This window comes from Rhizobium binae (genome assembly GCF_017357225.1).
Classification (GTDB): Bacteria; Pseudomonadota; Alphaproteobacteria; order Rhizobiales; family Rhizobiaceae; genus Rhizobium; species Rhizobium binae.
On record NZ_CP071610.1, the window covers coordinates 55,452 to 75,965 of the forward strand.

Annotated in this window: 15 protein-coding genes, 4 pseudogenes and 1 other annotated feature; of the genes and pseudogenes, 13 read left to right on the forward strand and 6 right to left on the reverse strand. The window is 57.2% G+C overall.

Annotated features, from left to right (window positions below; genetic code table 11):
* Positions 1-133 precede the first annotated feature (133 nt).
* The 3 genes from J2J99_RS32105 (at position 134) to istB (ending at position 3,751) form a co-directional block, all read left to right on the forward strand.
* Entirely contained in the window at positions 134-1,117 is a 984-nt protein-coding gene (locus J2J99_RS32105; protein WP_011654705.1) for a sugar-binding transcriptional regulator, read from the forward strand.
* A 354-nt stretch (positions 1,118-1,471) separates the two neighbouring features.
* Positions 1,472-3,001, forward strand: a complete 1,530-nt coding sequence (gene istA, locus J2J99_RS32110) for an IS21 family transposase (RefSeq protein ID WP_168298910.1) — start codon at positions 1,472-1,474, stop codon at positions 2,999-3,001.
* A 12-nt stretch (positions 3,002-3,013) separates the two neighbouring features.
* A complete protein-coding gene (istB, locus tag J2J99_RS32115) occupies positions 3,014-3,751 on the forward strand; it encodes an IS21-like element helper ATPase IstB (protein ID WP_126924644.1) in 738 nt (245 codons plus the stop codon).
* A gap of 623 nt (positions 3,752-4,374) precedes the next feature.
* On the opposite strand, the gene J2J99_RS32120 is transcribed toward istB, so the two are convergent.
* The 3 genes from J2J99_RS32120 to J2J99_RS32130 form a co-directional block, all read right to left on the reverse strand.
* Positions 4,375-5,361, reverse strand: a complete 987-nt coding sequence (locus J2J99_RS32120) for a molybdopterin-dependent oxidoreductase (protein ID WP_168298611.1) — start codon at positions 5,359-5,361, stop codon at positions 4,375-4,377.
* A 5-nt stretch (positions 5,362-5,366) separates the two neighbouring features.
* Entirely contained in the window at positions 5,367-6,389 is a 1,023-nt protein-coding gene (locus J2J99_RS32125; protein ID WP_168298613.1) for a carbon-nitrogen hydrolase family protein, read from the reverse strand.
* A gap of 63 nt (positions 6,390-6,452) precedes the next feature.
* On the reverse strand, positions 6,453-6,836 hold the full coding sequence (locus J2J99_RS32130; protein ID WP_168298615.1) for a RidA family protein: 384 nt from the start codon (positions 6,834-6,836) through the stop codon (positions 6,453-6,455).
* A 180-nt stretch (positions 6,837-7,016) separates the two neighbouring features.
* Between J2J99_RS32130 and J2J99_RS32135 the strand changes: the two genes are divergently transcribed.
* Positions 7,017-7,937 (forward strand): LysR family transcriptional regulator, encoded by a 921-nt coding sequence (locus tag J2J99_RS32135; RefSeq protein ID WP_168298619.1) that lies wholly within the window; start codon positions 7,017-7,019, stop codon positions 7,935-7,937.
* A 162-nt stretch (positions 7,938-8,099) separates the two neighbouring features.
* Entirely contained in the window at positions 8,100-9,305 is a 1,206-nt protein-coding gene (locus tag J2J99_RS32140; RefSeq protein WP_168298622.1) for an aminotransferase class V-fold PLP-dependent enzyme, read from the forward strand.
* A 124-nt stretch (positions 9,306-9,429) separates the two neighbouring features.
* Positions 9,430-9,544: a sequence feature (AL1L pseudoknot), on the reverse strand.
* Here the strand turns inward: J2J99_RS32140 and J2J99_RS32145 are convergent.
* Positions 9,464-9,755, reverse strand: a pseudogene (locus J2J99_RS32145) (transposase); the annotation flags it as partial. Its footprint overlaps the feature before it by 81 nt.
* A gap of 829 nt (positions 9,756-10,584) precedes the next feature.
* On the opposite strand from J2J99_RS32145, the gene virG reads away from it, so the two are divergent.
* Complete coding sequence (gene virG / locus J2J99_RS32150) at positions 10,585-11,328, forward strand: two-component system response regulator VirG (protein ID WP_205919050.1); 744 nt, start codon at positions 10,585-10,587, stop codon at positions 11,326-11,328.
* Positions 11,283-11,546 (forward strand): annotated as a pseudogene (locus J2J99_RS32155) (glutamine synthetase); the annotation flags it as partial. The gene virG and the pseudogene J2J99_RS32155, both read left to right, overlap by 46 nt.
* 74 nt (positions 11,547-11,620) lie before the next feature.
* Here the strand turns inward: J2J99_RS32155 and J2J99_RS32160 are convergent.
* Entirely contained in the window at positions 11,621-13,096 is a 1,476-nt protein-coding gene (locus tag J2J99_RS32160) for an efflux transporter outer membrane subunit (RefSeq protein ID WP_168298627.1), read from the reverse strand.
* Between the two features lie 241 nt (positions 13,097-13,337).
* Between J2J99_RS32160 and J2J99_RS32165 the strand changes: the two are divergent.
* A pseudogene (locus J2J99_RS32165) lies at positions 13,338-13,954 on the forward strand (FMN-binding negative transcriptional regulator).
* 488 nt (positions 13,955-14,442) lie between these two features.
* On the opposite strand, the gene J2J99_RS32170 reads toward J2J99_RS32165, so the two are convergent.
* Positions 14,443-15,264 (reverse strand): DUF3800 domain-containing protein, encoded by an 822-nt coding sequence (locus J2J99_RS32170; protein ID WP_168298634.1) that lies wholly within the window; start codon positions 15,262-15,264, stop codon positions 14,443-14,445.
* Between the two features lie 485 nt (positions 15,265-15,749).
* Between J2J99_RS32170 and msuE the strand changes: the two genes are divergently transcribed.
* The 5 genes and pseudogenes from msuE to J2J99_RS32195 all read left to right on the forward strand — a co-directional run bounded on the left by msuE (position 15,750) and on the right by J2J99_RS32195 (position 20,456).
* A complete protein-coding gene (gene msuE, locus J2J99_RS32175) occupies positions 15,750-16,337 on the forward strand; it encodes an FMN reductase (RefSeq protein ID WP_168298648.1) in 588 nt (195 codons plus the stop codon).
* A gap of 20 nt (positions 16,338-16,357) precedes the next feature.
* Positions 16,358-17,461 (forward strand): dimethylsulfone monooxygenase SfnG, encoded by a 1,104-nt coding sequence (sfnG, locus tag J2J99_RS32180; protein ID WP_168298687.1) that lies wholly within the window; start codon positions 16,358-16,360, stop codon positions 17,459-17,461.
* Between the two features lie 162 nt (positions 17,462-17,623).
* Positions 17,624-18,517: an ABC transporter ATP-binding protein gene (locus J2J99_RS32185; protein WP_375337173.1), complete on the forward strand. Its 894-nt coding sequence runs from the start codon at positions 17,624-17,626 to the stop codon at positions 18,515-18,517.
* A pseudogene (locus tag J2J99_RS32190) lies at positions 18,517-19,412 on the forward strand (branched-chain amino acid ABC transporter permease). The gene J2J99_RS32185 and the pseudogene J2J99_RS32190 overlap by 1 nt, the downstream one beginning before the upstream one ends.
* 3 nt (positions 19,413-19,415) lie before the next feature.
* On the forward strand, positions 19,416-20,456 hold the full coding sequence (locus tag J2J99_RS32195; protein WP_168298692.1) for a branched-chain amino acid ABC transporter permease: 1,041 nt from the start codon (positions 19,416-19,418) through the stop codon (positions 20,454-20,456).
* The last annotated feature ends 58 nt before the right edge of the window (positions 20,457-20,514 follow it).

Sequence of the window (20,514 nt, forward strand, 5' to 3'; positions counted from 1 at the left end):
TGAATCGCCACGTCTAGAGATGCTTTACTCGAAGATCTGCGAACGGATTTGGGCGCCATTCGCATCGTGGGCGCAACGATTATCCAAGTTGGTAGAATGATGGGCTGCCGACACTTTCGGAGGGGCGGATTGGATGACAAAACTGACAAGGATGCCCCCCACCAGCTTGCTGGACGCTGAAAGCCTCAGGTTGAAGGCAGCTTTTCTTTATTACAATCAGAAACTTACCCAAAACGAAGTCGCCGCAAAACTGGGGGTCAGCCGCAGCACAATCGTTAAGCTCCTCGATGAGGCGCTGAAGCGGGGCGAAATCCAGATTTGGGTGAAGCAGGCCGCAAGCGAGTTGGAGCTGGCATCTGAGCTGGAAGCCGCGCTCAATCTCGACGAAGTGATCGTCACGCCGCCGGCGAAAGATGTCGACGGAACGGCCCGGGCCGTTGGGCAAGCGCTGGGTCAGTTTCTTTCCGACACCATTCCCAACAACGCGACGATCGGGGTTGGCTGGGGACGAACACTCAGTGCCGCGCTTTCGAGTTTTCGCCCGCTGCGGCGCGAAGGGGTAAAAATTGTGTCTCTGCTTGGAGGTACAGTGGAAGCCCAGCATGAAAACCCGATCGATTTTACCTGGCAGCTCGCCAATCAACTCGGGGCGCAATGTTTTCTTTTGATGGCGCCGCTGCTGGTTGACTCTCCCGACACCAAAGAACGCCTAATCGAAAAGTGCGGCTTGAATCGGATCATGAAGCTGTCCGCCGATCTGGACATTGCACTGGTGAGCGTCGGCGATATCGGCACCCATTCAACATCGCTGTCGGTCGCATCTCTTGCGCCAGAGGAGTTGGAGACGCTCATCGGCAAGGGAGCAATGTGCGATGTTCTGTGCAATTTTCTTGATCGAGACGGCCGCACGGTGGACCATCCGGTAAACGATCGGGTGATGTCAGTCGATCTCGATACAGTGAGACGCGCGCGGCACGTGGTTATCGCATCGGGGGGAGAACAACGAGCCGCCGCAATCTTGGCAGCTATCAGGCGAATCGGCTGCAATACTTTGGTGACTGATGAAAGCGCTGCGCGTCAGATGCTCAGCTTGCTCAGAAGTCCAAGGGTTGATTGATAATTTTCGTCGCCGTTTTTTCCAGTTCGCCGCCAAGAACGACGGCTGGGCCGAATCGCTCCAAAACCACCGTGACGGCGTGGCCGACCATATGGGCTTCCGGATGGCCGAGCTGCCGAGGGCCGTGCGCTGATGTCCTGCACCCCGGACCAGAACGCACTGTGCAAATTCCGAGGCAATCCGCCCCCTGATTCCGAAATGATCTCGCCCCCCGATTCCGAGAATTAGTCGCCCCCTTGTTCCGAGATGATGCCGCCCCTTCGGAAGGGATATGGCGTGGGTGTTCTGCCGGTGTGAAGTTCCTTCCGTCGATAGTGATGGGGAAGGAACGGGATGCCTGCGGAGAGACTGGAGATGCGGCGTGTCCGCGAGATACTGAGATATCGGGCCGAGCAAGGACTGGGCCACAAATCGATTGCGGTTCGGGTCGGGGCAGCTCCGTCGACGGTGCGCGAGACCCTGCGGCGTGCGACGGCTGCGGGGCTTTCATGGCCGTTGGATGACGAGGTGAGCGATGCCGTCCTGGAGGCGGCGCTCTACAAGGCGGCCGGGACAAAGACGGGTCATCGCCGGGCCCCGGAGCCGAACTGGGCCGAGGTCCATCGCGAGCTCAAGCGCAAGCACGTGACGCTGCAAATCCTCTGGGACGAATATATCGGCCGTTATCCGGATGGCTATCGCTACAGCCGGTATTGTGACCTTTACCGTGGCTGGGCACTGAAACTGCCGGTGACGATGCGGCAGGAGCATGCGAGCGGCGACAAGCTGTTCGTCGATTATGCCGGCGACACGGTGACGGTCGTCGTTGATCGGCTGTCGGGCAAGACGCGGCAGGCGCACTTGTTCGTGGCGGTCCTGGGAGCGTCCAGCCTTTCGTTCGCGCAGGCGCGCTGGACAGAGACACTACCCGACTGGATCGAATGCCATGTTCAGGCGCTGGAGTTCTTCGGCGGTTCGCCGGCGCTTCTTGTGCCCGACAATGCCAAGGTGGCGATCATCAAGGCGTGCCACTTCGATCCCCAGGTCAACAGGACCTATTGCGCCATGGCGGCGCACTATGGGAGCGCGGTCCTTCCGACACGACCGCGGCGGCCGCGCGACAAGGCGAAAGTGGAAGCTGCGGTTCGTATCGTCGAGCGCTGGCTGTTGGGCCGGCTGCGCCATCGCGTCTTCTACAGTCTCGCCGAGGTCAATGCAGCGATCATGGAGTTGCTCCATGACCTCAACGACATCAGGGTCTTGCGTCGGGTCAATTGCACGCGGCGTCAATTATTCGAGGAACTCGATCGTCCGGCTTTACGGCCATTGCCTGTCGAGCGCTATGTCTTCGCCGAATGGCGTATCCGGCGCGCTGGACTGGATTACCACGTCGAGATCGAACGGCATTATTACTCCGTTCCCTATCGCTTTGCCCGCGAGCAGGTAGAGGCACGCATCACCGCCAATACGATCGAGATATTCCATAAGGGCGAGCGGATTGCCGCGCACCGCCGCTCGAGCGGCAACGGCAAGCACACGACCATCCCCGATCATATGCCCTCGGCGCATCGTCGGTTCGCCGACTGGACGATCGAACGCATTCGACGCGAAGCCTCAGCCATGGGGCCGGATGTCGACCTGTTGTGCGAGCGCATCCTTGCCGACCGGCCCCATCCAGAGCAGGGCTTTCGCGCCTGCCTCGGGATTATCCGCCTTAACAAGAGCTTCGGCCGCGACAGAGTCAATGCCGCTTGCGCCCGAGCGCTGGAGATCGGGGCCCGGACCTATGGCTCGGTGCGCTCCATCCTCGACAATCGCCTCGACCGCACGGCGAGCTCGAATGGAGCCGCCTCGCACGAACCGATCCACCACGAGAACATCCGCGGACCTCGCTATTACCACTAAGGAGAACGAAGAATGCTTGCTCATCCAACACTTGATAGACTGAACGCCATGGGCCTGGCCGGCATGGCCAAGGCCTTCGGCGAACTCGTCGCCAACGGCGAGGCCGAACACCTCTCTCATGCTGAATGGCTCGGACTGCTGCTCGAACGGGAATGGAGTTCCCGTTACGACCGCAAGCTCGCGGCGCGCCTCAGATTCGCCAAGCTTCGTCATCAAGCCACCCCGGAAGATGTCGATTATCGCGCTGAACGCGGCCTCGACCGTGCGCTCTTCATGAAGCTGCTCGGTGGCGACTGGATCGGTGCCCACGACAATCTCGCTATCTGCGGTCCCTCAGGTGTCGGAAAGAGCTGGTTGGCTTGTGCCCTTGGCCACAAGGCCTGCCGTGACGACCGTTCCGTTCTCTATCAGCGTGTCCCACGACTCTTTGCCCAGCTCGCGCTCGCGCGCGGCGACGGCAGATACGCTCGCCTGCAACGCACCTTGGGTCATGTTCAGCTGCTGATCCTGGACGATTGGGGCCTTGAGCCGCTCAACGAACAGGCCCGTCACGATCTGCTTGAAATCCTCGAGGACCGCTACGGCCGTCGATCGACGATCATCACCAGCCAACTCCCCGTATCAGCCTGGCACGGTGTCATCGGTGATCCCACCTATGCCGACGCCATCCTGGATCGCCTCGTCCACAATGCCCACCGCATCGAACTCAGTGGAGAAAGCCTACGCCGAAATCTGCCGCGCAAAGCTTGACACATCACTCGAACGAACTGACAACAATTATTGCCTGCAGACCCCTGAGACAGGGGGCGAGATCATCCCGGAATCCGGGGGCGCAATCATCTCGGAACAATGGGGCGGCTTCATCGGAATCGGCACGCACTGGGCCTGGCGCTGCCGTGCGCCTCGGGGATCGAGCGTTATCTTAAGGAAAAGCAGGAAAACAATGTCCCCATCCTGGCGCCGGGCGAGATCTGCTCCGCGGCCTATAGGTTCGGCTGCCTCTCGGCCGACTTGGCCCAAACACTGAACGACAAGATGATGCGTGCTTCGATCGCTTAGGAGTCGAAGTGGGTTCGGCACTCCGCCCGCATGAAAAGCGATCTTTCTGAAGCAGGACTCAACGAGCCGGAACGCACTTCTCCTAAATGTTCATGTGGACCTTAGTTTTTCGTGCCTGGGCTCGCTTGAGAACGGGTCGCAGCGCTAACCCAGAAGGCGTGCCGATTTCCAATCGCCAAGCTTGCAATCGTTGGATGCGATGAGGAGTTGGACAACCGAAGAGATCTCTCCGCGATAAATGGCGAGATCGGCATCGGTTGCATCGGAAAAATCGTGGTGCCGTGTCACCTCCTGATTGCTGTAGAAGCGGGGCACTAGAAATCAACTTGAACTTGAACCGAGTGCACCGCGTTTCTCGCATCAGATACCGGCTGTTCTTCCCCAAGCTCGTTTTTGCAGCGACATAACAGGACGTGGGGGCCTGGCTCCGGCGACCAAGTCAACTCGAACCGCTGCCAACTTCTTCCCTCGCGCGGCCCTACTGAGGCAGTCCGCCATGAGCCTCCACCGTCCACGCTGACCTCGACGCTAGAGATCTGGCGATTTCCCCAAGCCCAGCCCCATATTTTCGTTGGCATGTCCGCTGACAGCAGATCATTTGGGGACGGCGATACGATAACGGACTCCGGGGCCACGCCCCAAACCGGCTTCGTTCCCGACGCGGTGGGGTCATTATAAAAGCGCGTCGTATAGGCGCCGCTTGCGCGCCGATCCGCAGCCGTGATCGAACCAACCCATTTTACGGAGTTTGTGCCATACCAACCTGGCACGACCAATCGAACCGGTCCTCCGCGCTCTGGAGTGAGTGGCCGACCGTTGATCTCAAGCGCGAGGATAACTTCTTCTGCAAGTGCTTTGGCTATCGGCAGGTCTTTTTGATAGGCTTCTTCAACATCTGCGTATTCGCCCCACTCGAGGCCGGAAGTCCAGATGTAAGACGCATGGCTGCTGATCTTTGCGCGTTCCAGAACAAGCGACAGTGGCACACCTTTCCAAACTACATTTCCGATTCTGCGTTTAGCCACTGTCGGAGCAAGCGGACTTCCAGCGCATTCGTGAAACGACATGTACTCGCGCTGTGGCATTGCTCGAAGGTCAGACAGATGCAATCTCGTCGGGTTACCCACGAGGCCATCGACATCCAAATGCCAATGCTCGGGGTCGATCTCCAGGAACCCCATATGCGTGACCAGAAAAAGATCATCTTCAGGGGTGATCCACGATTTAAGGGCATGAACGCCGTCGGCAGGGCCCTGGAAGGAGAACCCCTTCTTGGTCATGTGCATACCCGTCCGCGCCATCACCTCTACTCCGGCATGGCCACGGCCTCAGGGCTCGTTAGAGCGTCCTCAGCGCGGCCTTCCAAAAATCTGATTGGGTTTCGACGCATCCGATTCACGGTGACGTCGAAAATATCGAATCGGTTGTAACCAGCAACGACGTCGTGAAATCGTTTCGGCTCAACACAGTCGTCGAGATCGATTTGGGCATAGCCGATACCTTCGTCGGTCATTTCGTCACCAGTTGCCGCTCCAGTCGGCCCTAGGAAAAAGCTAGTGGCCCGCGGACTGGCATCTATGATCGCTTCGATCGCAGGATCATCCAAAGCAATGGATTTGCGTGCGACTTCGTCCAGGTGCCCCGCCACGATGATCCCGAAGCACTTGGCCTCGAAGCAATGCGCCGAGGCACGAATGCGGTTGGCCGCTCGGTTGTCGTAGTTGTCGCTTTCTGTCGGGACGCGAGTGGGCCAGATCGGCGGATAGCTGCTGATGTGGACTTGCTCGCCCTGCGTCATCAGACTGTAGCGCGCGAGCGGATTGGTATTCTCTCCGCAAATCAGACCGCCAATACGACCAATCCTCGTGCTTGCAACGACCAATCCTGCGCCATCGCCTGGATCCCAGACCAGTTTTTCAAAGAAGGTCGCGACCAGTTTTCGATGGTGGATCAGAATTTGTCCGGTATCGGAAATCAAGATATTACTATTCCACAACCCTCCGACACTTGCCGGGTTGCGCTCGGAAAAACCGATTGAAACGAAAACACCGTTATCGGAGGCTGCCTTTCGCACACGCTCAATTTCCGGGCCGTCTATGTACACCGAAGCTCTCAAGAAGCGTTTGAAATGTTGGTGCGATTGAATGGGCGGGTAAAGTGCTGCCCAGACGGGGAAACCGGGAAGAAAGCTCTCCGAAAATACCACGAGCGATGCGCCGTTTCGGACAGCCTCTGCTATCACTGAGCAAGCTTTTTCAGCGCTCGCTCCAGGATCGAGATAGACGGGGGCAATATGAGCAGCCGCGGCCCAGAATTTCATGTTTCCCATCAACATTCCTCTACAGATCCAGGCTCGCCATCAGCCATCTCGACTAGCTCGGCAAAGGCAGGCTCAAGATAGCCGCTTTGCTGTTAGACCGATTTCAATGCGTGCACCAAGCGGCAAGCTGGCGCAGCCGATTGTGGTGCGGGCCGGGTAGGGCGATGAAAAACGCGTCGCGTAAATCTCATTCATCTGGCCAAAGTCACCCATGTCGGTGAGATAGACATTGACGGATACGACATCATCCGACCCCAGGCCCGCTGCCTCAAGGACTTGAAACAGATTATCGAAACACTGGCGTGTCTGGTCGGCTACATTTCCGTCGACAAGTTTGCCGGTGCCGGGGTCTAGCGGTGTCTGGCCGGAGCAGAACAGAAGATCGCCGGCCCATGTCGCGTGCGAATACGGCCCCACTGCCGCAGCGTTTGAAGCATTCACAGTTCGTCTGGACATGCGTTCTCCCAAGGTAGGTTCAAGTAGTGCGACCTGCTGGCGATCAGCGTTTCCGCAAGATATTTTGCTTCACTGCGCACCACACATACAGCGGCACAGCACGTTTGAAACTATCAAAACGAATTTGCGAGCCAACCCGAATAGGATGCACTACCCTGTGCAAAAATAGACGGAGGGAGCATGGCGACTGCAATCGATCATCTTGATTGGGACGATCTCAAACTCTTCCTAATCGTCGTCCGGTGCAAGAGCATGACCGGCGCCGCTCGCGAACTAAAAGTCAGCCACTCCACCGTATCTCGTCGACTTGCTCGTCTGGAATATACGGTTGGCGGCGCACTCGTCGAACGGACCAAGGACGGACTTCTGCTGACACCGGCCGGCCTAGTTACAATGCGGCGAGCGGAGGAAATCGAGAACGGCGTGAATGCTCTTCGCAGCGACGTAAGCAATCGTGACGAAATACGCGGCACAGTCAGATTGGCCACCATGGAAGGCATCGCAACGCTTTATCTCTCCGAGCGCCTCGTTGAACTCAGTAGCCGGTACCCTGATCTAGACCTCGAGCTTGTAACATCGCCGCAAACGGTTCGGGTCGCTCGCCGGGAAGCTGATTTATTCCTAAGCTTCTTCAAGCCCCATGGAACTTCTCTCGACAGTCAGCTGATCGGACGTTTCAAGACTGGGTTGTTCGCTTCGCAGGCTTATCTTGAGCGAAATGGCGTTCCCTCTCAGGCGGCGGACCTTAGCGAGCACCGCTTTGTTGGCTATATCGAGGAGCTGATTCAGCTAGAAAGCGTGCTCTGGCTAGAGGAACTTGTACCCACCCCAAAAATTGCGTTCAGCTCAAATAGCATGATGTCGCAGATGTTCGCGGCGTCTGCGGGCGCAGGAATCGTAGCGCTTCCCGAATTCGCACTTAGTCTAAACCTGGGTCTCGTTCCAGTGCTCGACGAACTGAGCGGCGAGCGCGAGATCTGGATGTCAGCACACCAAGATCTAGCTTATCTTCCAAGAGTGAGAGCCGTAAAGCAATTCGTGAAAGAGCTGGTTCGTCGAGACGAACAACGCCTTCTGAGAAACTCACCTTGGTCTTCGTGAAGTTTCACAGATCGGACTGCGCGGAGCGCTCTGGCCGGCTGAATTGGCGGACGCTTACGCCCCGTCGCTCAATTCTGCACATCGGATTGCGAAGTTGTCAGCTTCCGTGACAACGCCGATTGCGTCAACAAGATTGACGCTCGATCAAAGGAAGGATCCCTCATGTCGCAAATCAGCCGCGACGCTCGCAAGACTTTGGACCTTCTTCGCTTGCGTGCTGATACCCCCGGCACAAAAAACAGAAACCACCTCAATAATGCTGGTGCTGCGCTGATGCCGAGCCCTGTTATTGAAGCGGTGGTTGAATACCTAAGCCGGGAAGGGGAGATCGGCGGATACGAAGCCGCAGCTGAGTCCAATTCTCTACTGGAGGGGACATATGACAGCTTGGCTACATTAGTAAACTGTGGCCGCGACGAGATTGCGATAGCTGAAAATGCGACGATCGCCTGGCAACGCGCCTTCTACTCCCTCTCTTTCGGACCTGGAGACCGGATCCTGACGGCAAGTGCCGAATTTGCAGCCAACTACATCGCCTTTCTGCAGGTTGCCAAGCGCACCGGCGTATCGATCGAGGTCATTCCGAATGACGCTTCTGGGGTCCTCGATCCGGACGCACTGGCGAAAATGATCGATGATCGCGTTCGGTTGATAGCAGTTACCTGGATCCCGACCAACGGCGGGCTTATCAATCCAGCAGCAGCGATCGGTCGAATTGCGCGAAAAAACGGCATCCTCTATCTTCTCGACGCATGCCAAGCTGCGGGTCAAATCCCGATCGATGTCAACGCGCTCGGGTGCGACATCCTGACTGCTACCGGCAGGAAGTTTCTCCGTGCACCGCGGGGAACGGGATTCATGTACATGCGCAAATCACTCCTGGATAAGATCGAGCCAGTGATGATCGACCTCTATGGCGCGCCCTGGACTGGTCCGGATCGATACGAATTGCGACCTGATGCGAGGCGTTTTGAAACATGGGAGAAGAATTATTCGGTTCGTCTCGGCCTGCGGGCAGCAGTGGACTACGCGCTCGATATTGGGCTCAAAAATATCGAAAAGCGCTGCAATCACCTTTCGTCAAAGCTTCGCGAAGGCCTGCGGGGGATACGAGCCGTGTCCGTGCATGATCTCGGGACGCCCCTTGCTTCCATCATCTCATTCACTGTCAACGACTGGGACTCGTCATCCGTCATGGCTTATCTGACTGGCAAGGGAATCAACGTCTCAGTTTCCCCTCCTTCCAGCACACCCGTCGACGCCTATACGCGACAACTCCCGCCCGTGGTGCGAGCGTCGCCACATTATTACAATACCGAGGAAGAGATTGATGCGTTCCTGGAGGCGATTGCTGGTATTGCCTCATAGCAGATTTGCTCGCCTGACGAATGAGCGGATCTTTGCAAAAAGACAAAGCAGTTGATGCGACCTTCCGTTCGCACGTGTTAAGCGGATCATGCCAACGCAACGCCGCCCTGACCTTCCACCAGAACGACAAGCTTCAAAACCGATGAAGATCGGCTCGACCCGAACACTGCGCGGTGTTCGTCGATGAACGAGATCATCGCTTCAATGGGCGGTCGAGCTCCGCCATCGCGAAAAATGCTGACGCTCTGCACAAAATCTCGTTGGCCAGCCGAAGCTCACGGTTCTCCGCTCCAGCGCCTTCATCCTTTCGGCGACGTCGCTTGGGAGCCCAAGTCGGGGACCATTGTCCACCCGGCCTTCTTCACCCCTCCCACTGAACGTCTGCGCAGTGCAGCCGATCTTGGCGGGGGCGCGGACTTCCGGTGAAAACTTGTTCGTTGTCTTGCTCATACCGGCTCCACTTTCTCAAAAGTTGGAGCGTCCGGCAATCAGGCACGGTTCACATCAAACGGCTCCAGGCATTTAGGCGTTGCGTCATTTAAGCATCCGTTCCGTGGATGGATTTCATTCAAACTATCAATTTCACCAATATCATTGAATCACTTAGGAAGACTGACGTCGACAAATTCGAAGGCGGCAAAGGACGAGTCAAGGAGTGCAGGATGGCCCGGATTGGTTAGTATCGCCCACAGTGCTCCTCCATTTATAACGCGACAACATCGTGTCACGTTGCCCGGCCAACCCTGCTCAAGCGTGCTTGGATGAACAGCAGGAAGAAGCTCGCTGCAATGGGCTGGAATGCCAACTCAATGTCATACACCACGCTAAAAGCACTGAGATTCGCTACCACCGGGAAACGCGACGCTTTCATCGGAAGAGCATTAGATGATCGAATTCGGGCCGCAAAAATAGTCGTCCCGCTCAATCGGCTACAACTCTCGCATCCTATCAACCGCGTCAAACGAAGTGGAACCGATAGATCGCATCGAAAGCACGTCGCTAACATCACGCTTTAAGGCCAACACCCGGCCTGTCGGGCCTCGTTGTCATCGTTGCGCATTCCTCGACGAACGGCCGCGCGTGAGTTGGCGGACCAAGAAGTTTGTTTCTAACGGATGCGCCGCTGGCAGAATATTTGCGACCAATTGTGTCTTTCACCAAATCGCGAACTTTGGGTCGCTTCTCAAGCGTGCACGGAACTGGTGACTTCATTGGAAACGAGCGAATACAAACCAGTAGCCTGGAGTTGCCAGCGTAGATAAGTTTGAAAGGTACGCGATTGAAACACGTTCTTGTCGCCGATGACGACCTCGCCATGCGCAATCTTATTGTCGAGTATCTGACATTGCATGCCTTTAAGGTAACCGCAGTCAGCGATAGTGGGCAGCTGAAACGTGTGCTCGCATGTGAACCGGTTGACCTTGTGGTTCTTGATTTTAATCTGGGTCGTGAAGATGGATCGGACATCGTGCGTAATCTGACGGTGAAATGGGATATCCCCATCATTGCCATTAGTGGCGACCGCCTTGAGGAGGCAGATCGAGTTGTTGCACTGGAGCTCGGGGCAACTGATTTCATTTCGAAGCCTTTTGGAATGCGCGAATTCTTAGCCCGTATCCGCGTAGCATTGCGCCGGCGGCCTATCAGCCCACGGGCAAAAGATCGACGTTCCTTTCATTTTTCCGGATGGACTTTGAACCTTAGGCAGCGTCAGTTAACCTCTGAAGAAAGCGATGAGGTCAAGTTGACGGCCGGTGAATTCAATCTTTTAGTAGCCTTTTTGGAAAGGCCACGTGACGTTATGACGAGAGAACAGCTTCTACTTGCGAGCCGTGTCCGGGGAGAAGAGGTGTATGACCGAAGCGTTGATGTCCTCATTTTGCGCGTGCGCCGAAAGCTTGAAGCAGATCCGGCCAACCCCCGTCTAATTAAAACAGCCCGGGGCGCAGGCTATTTTTTCGACGCTGACGTGGGCATATGGACCACATCAGCGTCTACGGTCCTGACAACGACAAGCGCCTGACCGGCAAGCATAACACGGCTTCGTGGAACAAGTTCTCCTACGGCGTTGCCGACCGAGGTGCTTCGATTCGCGTGCCACACTCCTTCTCAGGAAGCACTACAAGGGCTATCTCGAAGATCGCCGCCCGAACTCCCAGGCGCGCCCTACAAGTTCGCTTCGCAGATTCTGAAGACCATCTCGGAGAAATCCCCTCCGACTCCGCTTCGGCTGCATCCTAAGTTTTAATACGGCGCCGGCCTCCCCGCCGGCGCCAATGCAACTCGGGCGCTGGCGCGCCAATGACGTGATCAGGTTAAAACATCTCACAATGCAATGCTCGACTACTGCGAGTGCGACCGGACGTTTGCATTTGCTGCGACACCCGCGAAGCCTCCACCCAGGGCGACGCGACCATGGGAGCCGCAAAAACACCGCCGATTGCGACATTCAACTGCACGTGATCCTTGGCCAATTTTTGGATTGCCGTAGCGAGGCCTGCCTGAGCGCTGGACACCTGCCTTTGCGCGTCGAGAACATCGAGCAGAGACGAGGCGCCATCCTTGTACGAGTCCACCGAAAGCTTCAGTGTTTCTTCGGTCGTTTCCACTTGCCTGTGACGTGAGTTTACTGTGCGAACGTCGCGTCGGGCGGCTGTCAAAGCGTCCTGGACTTCCTGCACAGCTGTCAGCACGGTTGATTTCCAGCTTATGTAGGCTGCTGCCGCGGCCGATTTAGAAGTCTCCACGTTTGCCCGCAAACGGCCGCCGTCCAGAATCGGGAGGTCAAGGCTCGGCCCGAAGGACCATTTCGAGATATCGCCGCGACGGCCACGCTGATTGATATAGGAAGGTGTGATCGAGCCGGAGAGCGTTATCGCGGGATAAAGCCGTGCTTCCGCCACGCCGATCTTTGCAGTCGCCGCAGCGAGATTCCGCTCAGCTTCGCGAATATCGGGTCGATTGCGAATAAGATCGGCGGGAATTCCGGCATTGATCTTTTCGCGATAGACCGGCTGCCCTTCGTTTTTCTGCAGTTGCTTGACCACCATTTCCGACGGCAAGGCGATGAGGGTAGCAATGTGATGAGCCGACACGCGGAAGTTCAGTTCCAGACTTGGTAATTCGGCAATCGTCGACTGGACAAGCGCTTCGGCCTGCGAGACATCCAGCCGGGAAGCTGCTCCCGCTTCGAGTTGAAAATTCGTGAGATCGTAGGTCTCCTGGCGCGACTTCAGGTTCGCTCGAGAAATGGAGACGCGCTGCTGGTAGTACCGGGCGTCGATGTAGGAGGAAACAAGATCTTTGATTAGAGCCAGCTTTGCGACGTCGACAGCCGCATGCGCAGAATCAAGAGAAGCAAGTGCGCTTTCGGTGCTGCGCCGGTACTGGCCGAATACGTCCAGCAGCCAGGTCAACGATAGTTGCCCCCCGGAGATATTCTGGGTGCTCGTGACATCTCGCGCTTTGCAGATCGTGTGTGATGCTCCAAAATCAAGGTTGGGAAAGCCCCCGGCGCCAGTGATGGTGACGTCCGCGGCGGCGGCATTAATCCTTTCGAGCGCCTGCTGAACACTGAGGTTCTCATCCAGGCCGGTGGCAACGTACTGGTTGAGCGTACGATCTGAAAAGGAATTCCACCATGCCGACACCGCAACATCGCCGACGCTCTGTTTTGCACCCTCGGAAAACTTCGACGGTAAAGGCGTTTCCGGCGATGCATAGTCGGGCCCGAGCATGCAAGATGACAAAAGCAGCGGCAACACCGCAGCGGTTAGAGGGAGCGAATGCATTTCAATCAACCTCGATTACAGCACAATTCAAGTCAAACCCGTTTCGCCTGCCCGAAGAATGATGCAAGCGCACAATTGCCGACGCAGTCGATCGAGGCGAAAATTCGAGCGTGAGACTACGAAATCGCGTGCAGCCAAAGCAACAAGTCTACAACCGTTGTCCTCCCCCATTTGACTACATTTGTAATAAGTCGCCAGAAAGCCGGCCAGACTCCGACAGGAAGCCTAAAGTCTCGGCGCTTTGAGGAAGGACGCTGGCTATGACACCATTGACGAGTCCAGAACGCATATTTGCACTTGTCGCCTCGCCAATTTCGTGACGGCTACACCCAACGGGGCTATGGCCACTCCCTTACCTATATTCCTCGATGAGGCCGAGGGAGAAAGGGACGTCCTCTATGCACATCTGGCGCGACCGAACCCGCAGTGGCAGGCTTCTGTCATCGGCCATAGACTGCAGTCTTTATGGGGCAGGACGCCTATGTGAGGCCGTCCTTGTACGCTTCGAAAGCAGAGCATGGGAAGGTTGTCCCAACGTGGAATTACACAGCGGTTCACGCCTGCGGGCCGGTCGAGTTTTTCGAAGAAGCCGAACGACTATTTGAGATTGTGTCGCGCCTCACGAGAATCCACGAGGTGTCACGCTCGCTACCTTGGTCAGTCACTGACGCTCCCGAAGCCTACATTCATGCTCAAATTCGTGGCATTAATGGTATTCGCCCGCCGGTCGTGTCGCTGCAGGGAAAGTGCAAAATGAGCCAAAATCGTCCTGCGGCCGATCGCAATGGGGTGAAACAGGGACTTGGCGATAGCGGCAGCCCTACCGATCAGATCGTTTCTGACATGATCTTCGGCTGAGGCGAGCAATTGGGGAGTGAGATTGCGGAAATCGGCCTAGGAATGCAGCAATAAGTTAGCTGGCTCGTCATCCGTAGTTGGCTTGAGACACGAGAGCGAATGCCCCCAAACCATCAACATCGCAGCATTTTGTGCCGGATCGTACACATCGTGTTCCAAGAAGCTATCCTACGGGCAAGGTTGTCGGGATCGAGTTTCTCATCGACGGAGGCGGCAGCCGCGCGGACGGTGACGGTGGGCGTCATGGCGCGGTGGGATGTCGACAACAACAGCGGCTTGGTCATAGGTTACGAGGGAACGAGCGATCCCAGTTCGTACAATTTCGACGAATGTTGCGTTCGTACCGCCGTCAGGTCAATTCAGTTTAGCGAAAAATTCCTTGCAACAAATCATGGGGTACGATAGTTGTTCAGTCGGGCCTGGCCCATGAGATCGCCTTTGCGGTCGCCCAAAAGCCTCGATGGAAACGTCGGAGGCTTTTTGAGTTTTTAGGCCTTCCGTTCGACATTCTCAAAGCAGCTATATTTGGATCCGAGCACCGGCCGCTCGTCTTCCTTGATATGGCAGTCAATCAGCTTTCCGTCGTCGGTCAGGCGCTGGTAAGGACGATTGCTGGCATGATAGCCGCCCATGCAGATCGGCCATAGATACAGGTCCGCCAGTTGCGCCATCGGCGAAGTCTTTTGCTTGGTCTTGAACTCGTAGAGCGTCTGGTTCAACTGCTCGGGGGTCAAGGGGCCGTACTTATCGGAATTTTCCTTAGCGAACGGCATTCCCTCCGCCTTTAGAGCCTTGTAGTAGCCCTCCAGGTTCGCATCCTCAGCCTTGTTGCAGCGCTCAGGATGCACGCGCAGCTTCATGCCTTGGGCGATAGCGCATTTCGCGGCGCGTTCAACGACGACAGTAAATGCGGTTTTGCAGAGCATCCAAGGATTCTTCTTGTACTGGTCGAGGTATCGTCCACAGTATCCGGGGCGGTCGACAGTGCACGCGATACCGACCACGGGCGCCTCTCGCATCAGAATGTAAAGTTCCTCGTAGAATGCTCTCAGTTTGTCCTTCTCCCAACCCCGTAGCAAATCGAAGTTCTCGTTCTGCGATCTGATTTCCGAGGAGTGCAAGGGCGCGGTGATTTCCCATTTCGCACAGAACTCTGCGTGAAGGTCTCGGGCATTTTCCTCTGCGTCACTTCGAACCAGGATTCCACCGAGTGCGAACCAGTCGTACCCGTGCGCCGCTTTCTTCCCGACCTTGTGGGTGGGATGTCTAGTACCGGAATCGTCGAGGTAGAGGTTCAAGGTGACAGGCAAGGCAATCTCTCGTGGCAGTCGATCGGATTCGTTCTACTCGACTACTGATACCGCCAAATACATAATTTTTGCTCACTTACCATTTCACCACACCTTGATGTCGCTCAGCACCTAGTCAAGCTTGCGGCGGTTGGTGAGGAATGTCGCACGCAGCTGGCGGTAGTCAGGCGGCTGGTTCAGTCCTGACGACGGCGGTCGGCAAAAGGTCACGCACAGCAGCGGAACGGAGGCATCTAAGGGAAATCGACCGCTTAGATTTTTGGGATGGTTCGAATTCCTATAGTGCGATTATCTTCAACACAACGGTAGCCAAATGGCGCGTCGAACGCCACATCGAGGGCACCGTGCACTGCTGCTAAGTTATTATTTCGGCCGACATGGAATTCCAGGATCAGAATTCCACACTTTGAACGAACATTAGAATTCAGTCGTTGTCATTAGTCTATTAATTATATAAACGACGCCAACAATTGAGGCGCAACGAAATGAAAATTCTAGGTCTATCAGGCAATGTCAAGCAACCATCCCGAACTGCCTCTGTTGTGGAGGCCGTCGTCGCAGCAGCGGCATCGAAGCTGGGCCTCGAACGGCGAACCATAGAGCTGGTCGACGCTGCTCCCGTTCTATTCAAGGCGCTTCGATCCGACCAGCTGGATGCCGCGGGGCGTTCAATTATCGACGCCGTCGAGGCGGCTGATGTCCTGGTTGTCGGGTCGCCGGTCTACCGGGCATCGTATGCCGGCGCTCTCAAACATCTTTTCGATCTTGTTGACTACCGCGCACTAGCCGGCAAGCGGGTCATTTTAGCTGCGACAGGCGGCACACCGCTGCACGGTTTGATGATTGAACATCAGTTGCGCCCACTGTTCGGCTTCTTCAACGCCCTGACGCTGCCGACTTCGATCTACGCGACTGAATGCGATTTCGTGGATTATGAGATCACCAGCCCTGCGGTTCGCGAGCGCATTGAGCGCGCCGTTTCAGAACTCGCGCAGGTGCTGCCGGTCTCAGATAACGCCGCTGCCGACCGCGCCCATGGAAACCGACCAGCGCTCGTCGCCGCGTCAGCTTAGCCATTTCTAGGGAGAGTACCATGTCCTACGCCAGCAGAGAGCCGGTCAAATTTGCGTACTGGGTGCCCAATGTTTCGGGCGGCCTCGTCATTTCCAACATCGAGCAACGGACCAGCTGGACGATCGAGTACAACAGAAAGCTGGCGCAGATCGCCGAGGCCAGCGGCTTCGATTACGCACTGAGCCAGGTTCGCTTCACCGCCGGTTACGGCGCCGAGTTTCAGCATGAATCGGTCTCCTTCAGCCATGCGCTGCTGGAATCGACGACGACACTGAAGGTGATCGCCGCCATTCTGCCGGGACCATGGAATCCGACACTGGCAGCCAAGCAGATTGCGACGATCAATCACCTCACCAATGGTCGTGTCGCCGTCAACATCGTCAGTGGCTGGTTCCGCGGCGAGTTCCACGCGATCGGAGAACACTGGCTGGATCATGACGAGCGTTACCGCCGCTCGGAGGAATTCATCCGCGCGCTGCGGGGCATCTGGACCGAAGACAATTTCACCTTCCACGGCGATTTCTATCGCTTCAACAATTATTCGCTGAAGCCAAAGCCGACCGATCCACAGCCGGAAATCTTCCAGGGCGGCTCCTCGCGCGCGGCGCGCGACATGGCGTCGCGTGTTTCCGACTGGTATTTTACCAACGGCAACACGCCAGAGGAAATCAGAAAGCAGGTCGCCGATATTCAGGGTAAGGCAAAGGCCAGCGGCCACTCGGTGCGCGTCGGGGTCAATGCCTTCGCAATCGTGCGCGAGACCGAAGAGGAGGCCCGCGCCGTTCTGGCCGAGATCATTGAAAAGGCCAATCCCGAGGCCGTCAACGCCTTCGGCCATGAGGTGAAGAATGCCGGAAAATCCTCGCCGGAAGGTGAGGGAAACTGGGCGAAATCCTCTTTCGAGGATCTTGTTCAGTATAATGATGGCTTCCGTTCCAATCTCATCGGCACACCTCGTCAGGTCGCGGAGCGGGTTATCAATCTGAAGCGCGCTGGCGCCGACCTCATCCTTCTCGGTTTCCTGCATTTCCAGGAAGAGGTCGAGTATTTCGGCAAGCACGTCATCCCGTTGATCCGCGAGTTGGAAGAAGCCGAAACGGCGACTGCAGTCGCCGCAGAGTAATCGCAATACGTTGTCGGCCGACTGGAAAGCTGGCGGCCTGAAACAATGACAGGCCAAGAACCCGGTGGTTCGTGGAGGGATAGCGTGCGCCTATGAGTCCGTGGGCTCGTGGCGCGCCGCGAAAGCAGGGGCGTGCACACTATGACATTTGCCTTCGGAGGCTTGGGAGCGGCGCCGTTTCCGCCGGACGTTCAGGAGCACTTGGCCGGCTTGGACAGAGGAACAGGCGGCGCCTGGACCTCGCCCATTGAAGCCGGCGCAAAGGACGGCATCGTTCTGAAGCTGGCCGGCATTGATCTGTCCTTCGGTGGCGTCGTCGCCCTGAAGGATATCGATCTGTCCGTACGGCGCGGCGAAATCCTCGCCATTATCGGGCCCAACGGTGCTGGCAAGAGCTCGATCATAAATGTGATCAGCGGCGTATACCGACCCGATCGCGGTTTTGTGTGGCTCTCCGGGCGCCGCCATGCACAGGTCCCGACGCAGAAACTTGCCCGTCTCGGCATTGCTCGCACGTTCCAAAACCTGGCGTTGTTCAGGGGTTTGAGCGTTCTCGACAATGTCGTGGTTGGACGAGCGCACAAGACGCGGTCTAGCTTCGTCGAACAGATCGTCGGCCTCGGTCGAGCCCGCACGGAACAGAGGGATGCCCGCAGTCGGGCTTTCGAGGTGCTTGAGTTCCTCCACCTTTCGCATGTTGGCGATCGTCTGGTCGGTACACTGCCTTATGGTCTGCAAAAACGGGTGGAATTGGCGCGCGCTCTGGTGGCCGAGCCCGATATCCTGCTGCTCGACGAGCCGATGGCCGGCATGACGGCGACCGAAAAGAACGAGATGGCCGATTTCGTGCGCGCTGCACGCGATCGTTTCGGTACGACAGTCGTGCTGATCGAACACGATATCGGGATCGTCATGGACCTCTCCCATCGGGTCGCCGTGCTCGACTACGGTCGCAAGATCGCCGATGGAACGCCCGCCGAGGTCCAGCGCGACCAGCGCGTGATCGATGCCTATCTCGGTGTCGCCCCTGAGAACGAAAACGGGGAGGGCATCTGATGTCCGATTTCGACTGGCTGTTCTTCACCGAGGTCCTCGTCGGTGGCCTTCTCTCCGGCATCATGTATTCGCTGGTCGCGATCGGTTTCGTGTTGATCTACAAGACATCCGGCGTCCTCAATTTTGCGCAAGGGGCAATGCTCCTGTTTGCGGCGCTGACCTTCGTCAGCCTGACGGAACGCGGCATTTCCTTCCCGCTAGCATTCGCGATCACCTTCGCGATCATGGTCGTTATCGGAATTGCCGTCGAGCGCACGGTGTTGCGGCCGCTGACCAACAAACCGCCGATCACGCTCTTCATGGCAACCCTCGGCCTCTCCTATGTCATCGAGGGCGCTGCCCAACTGATCTGGGGTACGCAGGTGCACGGCCTTGACCTCGGTATCGAGGACGTGCCGTTCGATGTCGGTGGTGTCTACATCAGTCAGTTCGACATTTTCGCAGCGATCGTTGCCGCCTCGATGGTCCTGCTGCTCTCTGTCTTCTTCCGTTACACCCGCATCGGGCTTGGTTTTCGCGCCGTCGCCGACGACCAGTTCGCCGCACTGGCCGTCGGGTTGAGGCTGCCATGGATCTGGGCGACGGTCTGGGCCGCTGCAGGCCTGGTGGCGCTGGTCGCCGGTCTGTTGTGGGGAGCCCGCGTCGGAGTGCAATTCTCCCTGTCGCTGATCGTTCTAAAGGCCTTGCCGGTTCTCGTCCTCGGCGGGTTCGATTCGATCCTAGGCGCGATCGTCGGCGGATTGTTGATGGCGCGTCCGAGAAGCTGGCGGAGGTCTATATCGGGGAGTATTTCGGCGGCGGTATCGAAGGCTGGTTTGCCTATGTCATCGCGCTCGCCTTCCTCCTCGTGCGCCCTTCCGGCCTGTTCGGCCAGAAGCTTGTGGAAAGGGTCTGACCGATGTCCACGATCACCTGCGATCTTCCGGTATATCGCCTCCCCGCGCGCTGGGCGATGCCATTGGCCTGGCTTGCCACCTCCTATGTCGTTGTGCCGCTTATCGGGTCCGACTATCTTTTGGAGGCTATCCTGCTGCCGTTTCTGGCGCTCAGCCTCGCCGGCCTCGGCCTCAATATCCTGACTGGCTATGCGGGGCAGGTGTCGTTGGGAAGTGCTGCCTTCATGGCCATGGGTGCCTTCGCCGCGTTCAACTTCAATCTTCGCTTCGACGGTCTGCCCTTGATCGTCAGCATGGTTCTTGCTGGTCTCGCAGCCGCCGGCATCGGCCTGGTATTCGGCCTTCCCAGCTTGCGCCTCAAGGGCTTTTACCTTGCGGTATCGACGCTTGCCGCGCAGTTTTTTGTGCAGTGGGCGCTGACCAAATTCAGCTGGTTCTCCAATGATTCCGCATCCGGCGTCATCGATGCGCCTCAGCTTTCGGTTTTCGGTCTTGTTTTCGATGGGCCGGTCGGACGATACTATTTCGCGCTGACGGTGGTCGCCGTTCTCACTTGGCTGGCCTATCGTTTGGTGAATTCGCAGACCGGCCGCAATTTCATGGCCCTGCGCGACAACGAGACAGCGGCGCGGATCATCGGCGTGCCGGTGCTGAAAACCAAGCTTGTGGCCTTCGCAATCTCCTCCTTCATCATCGGCATCGCCGGCGTCCTGTGGGCTTTCGCCTATTTGCGCACGGTCGAGCCCGCCGGTTTCAATCTCGACCGGTCGTTCCAGATCCTCTTCATCGTCATTATCGGTGGGCTTGCCTCGATCCGCGGTGCCTTTTTCGGAGCAGCACTGATCGTCGTGTTCCCACTGCTCCTGTCCCGGCTTGGCTCCTTCCTGCTCGGCGATATCTTCAATTCGGGCGTGCTCGATATGAGCCAGCGCATTGTTCTCGGCGCGCTCATCATCCTCTTTCTGATCCTCGAACCGGATGGGCTCGTCGCTCTTTGGGATCGGGGCCGAAAACGAATCGGCGCCGCCATCGTGCGGTCCTGATCGAAACGGAGCCATCAAGGCTCTCGAATGCCAACAGCCTTCATCAGATCAACCCGGA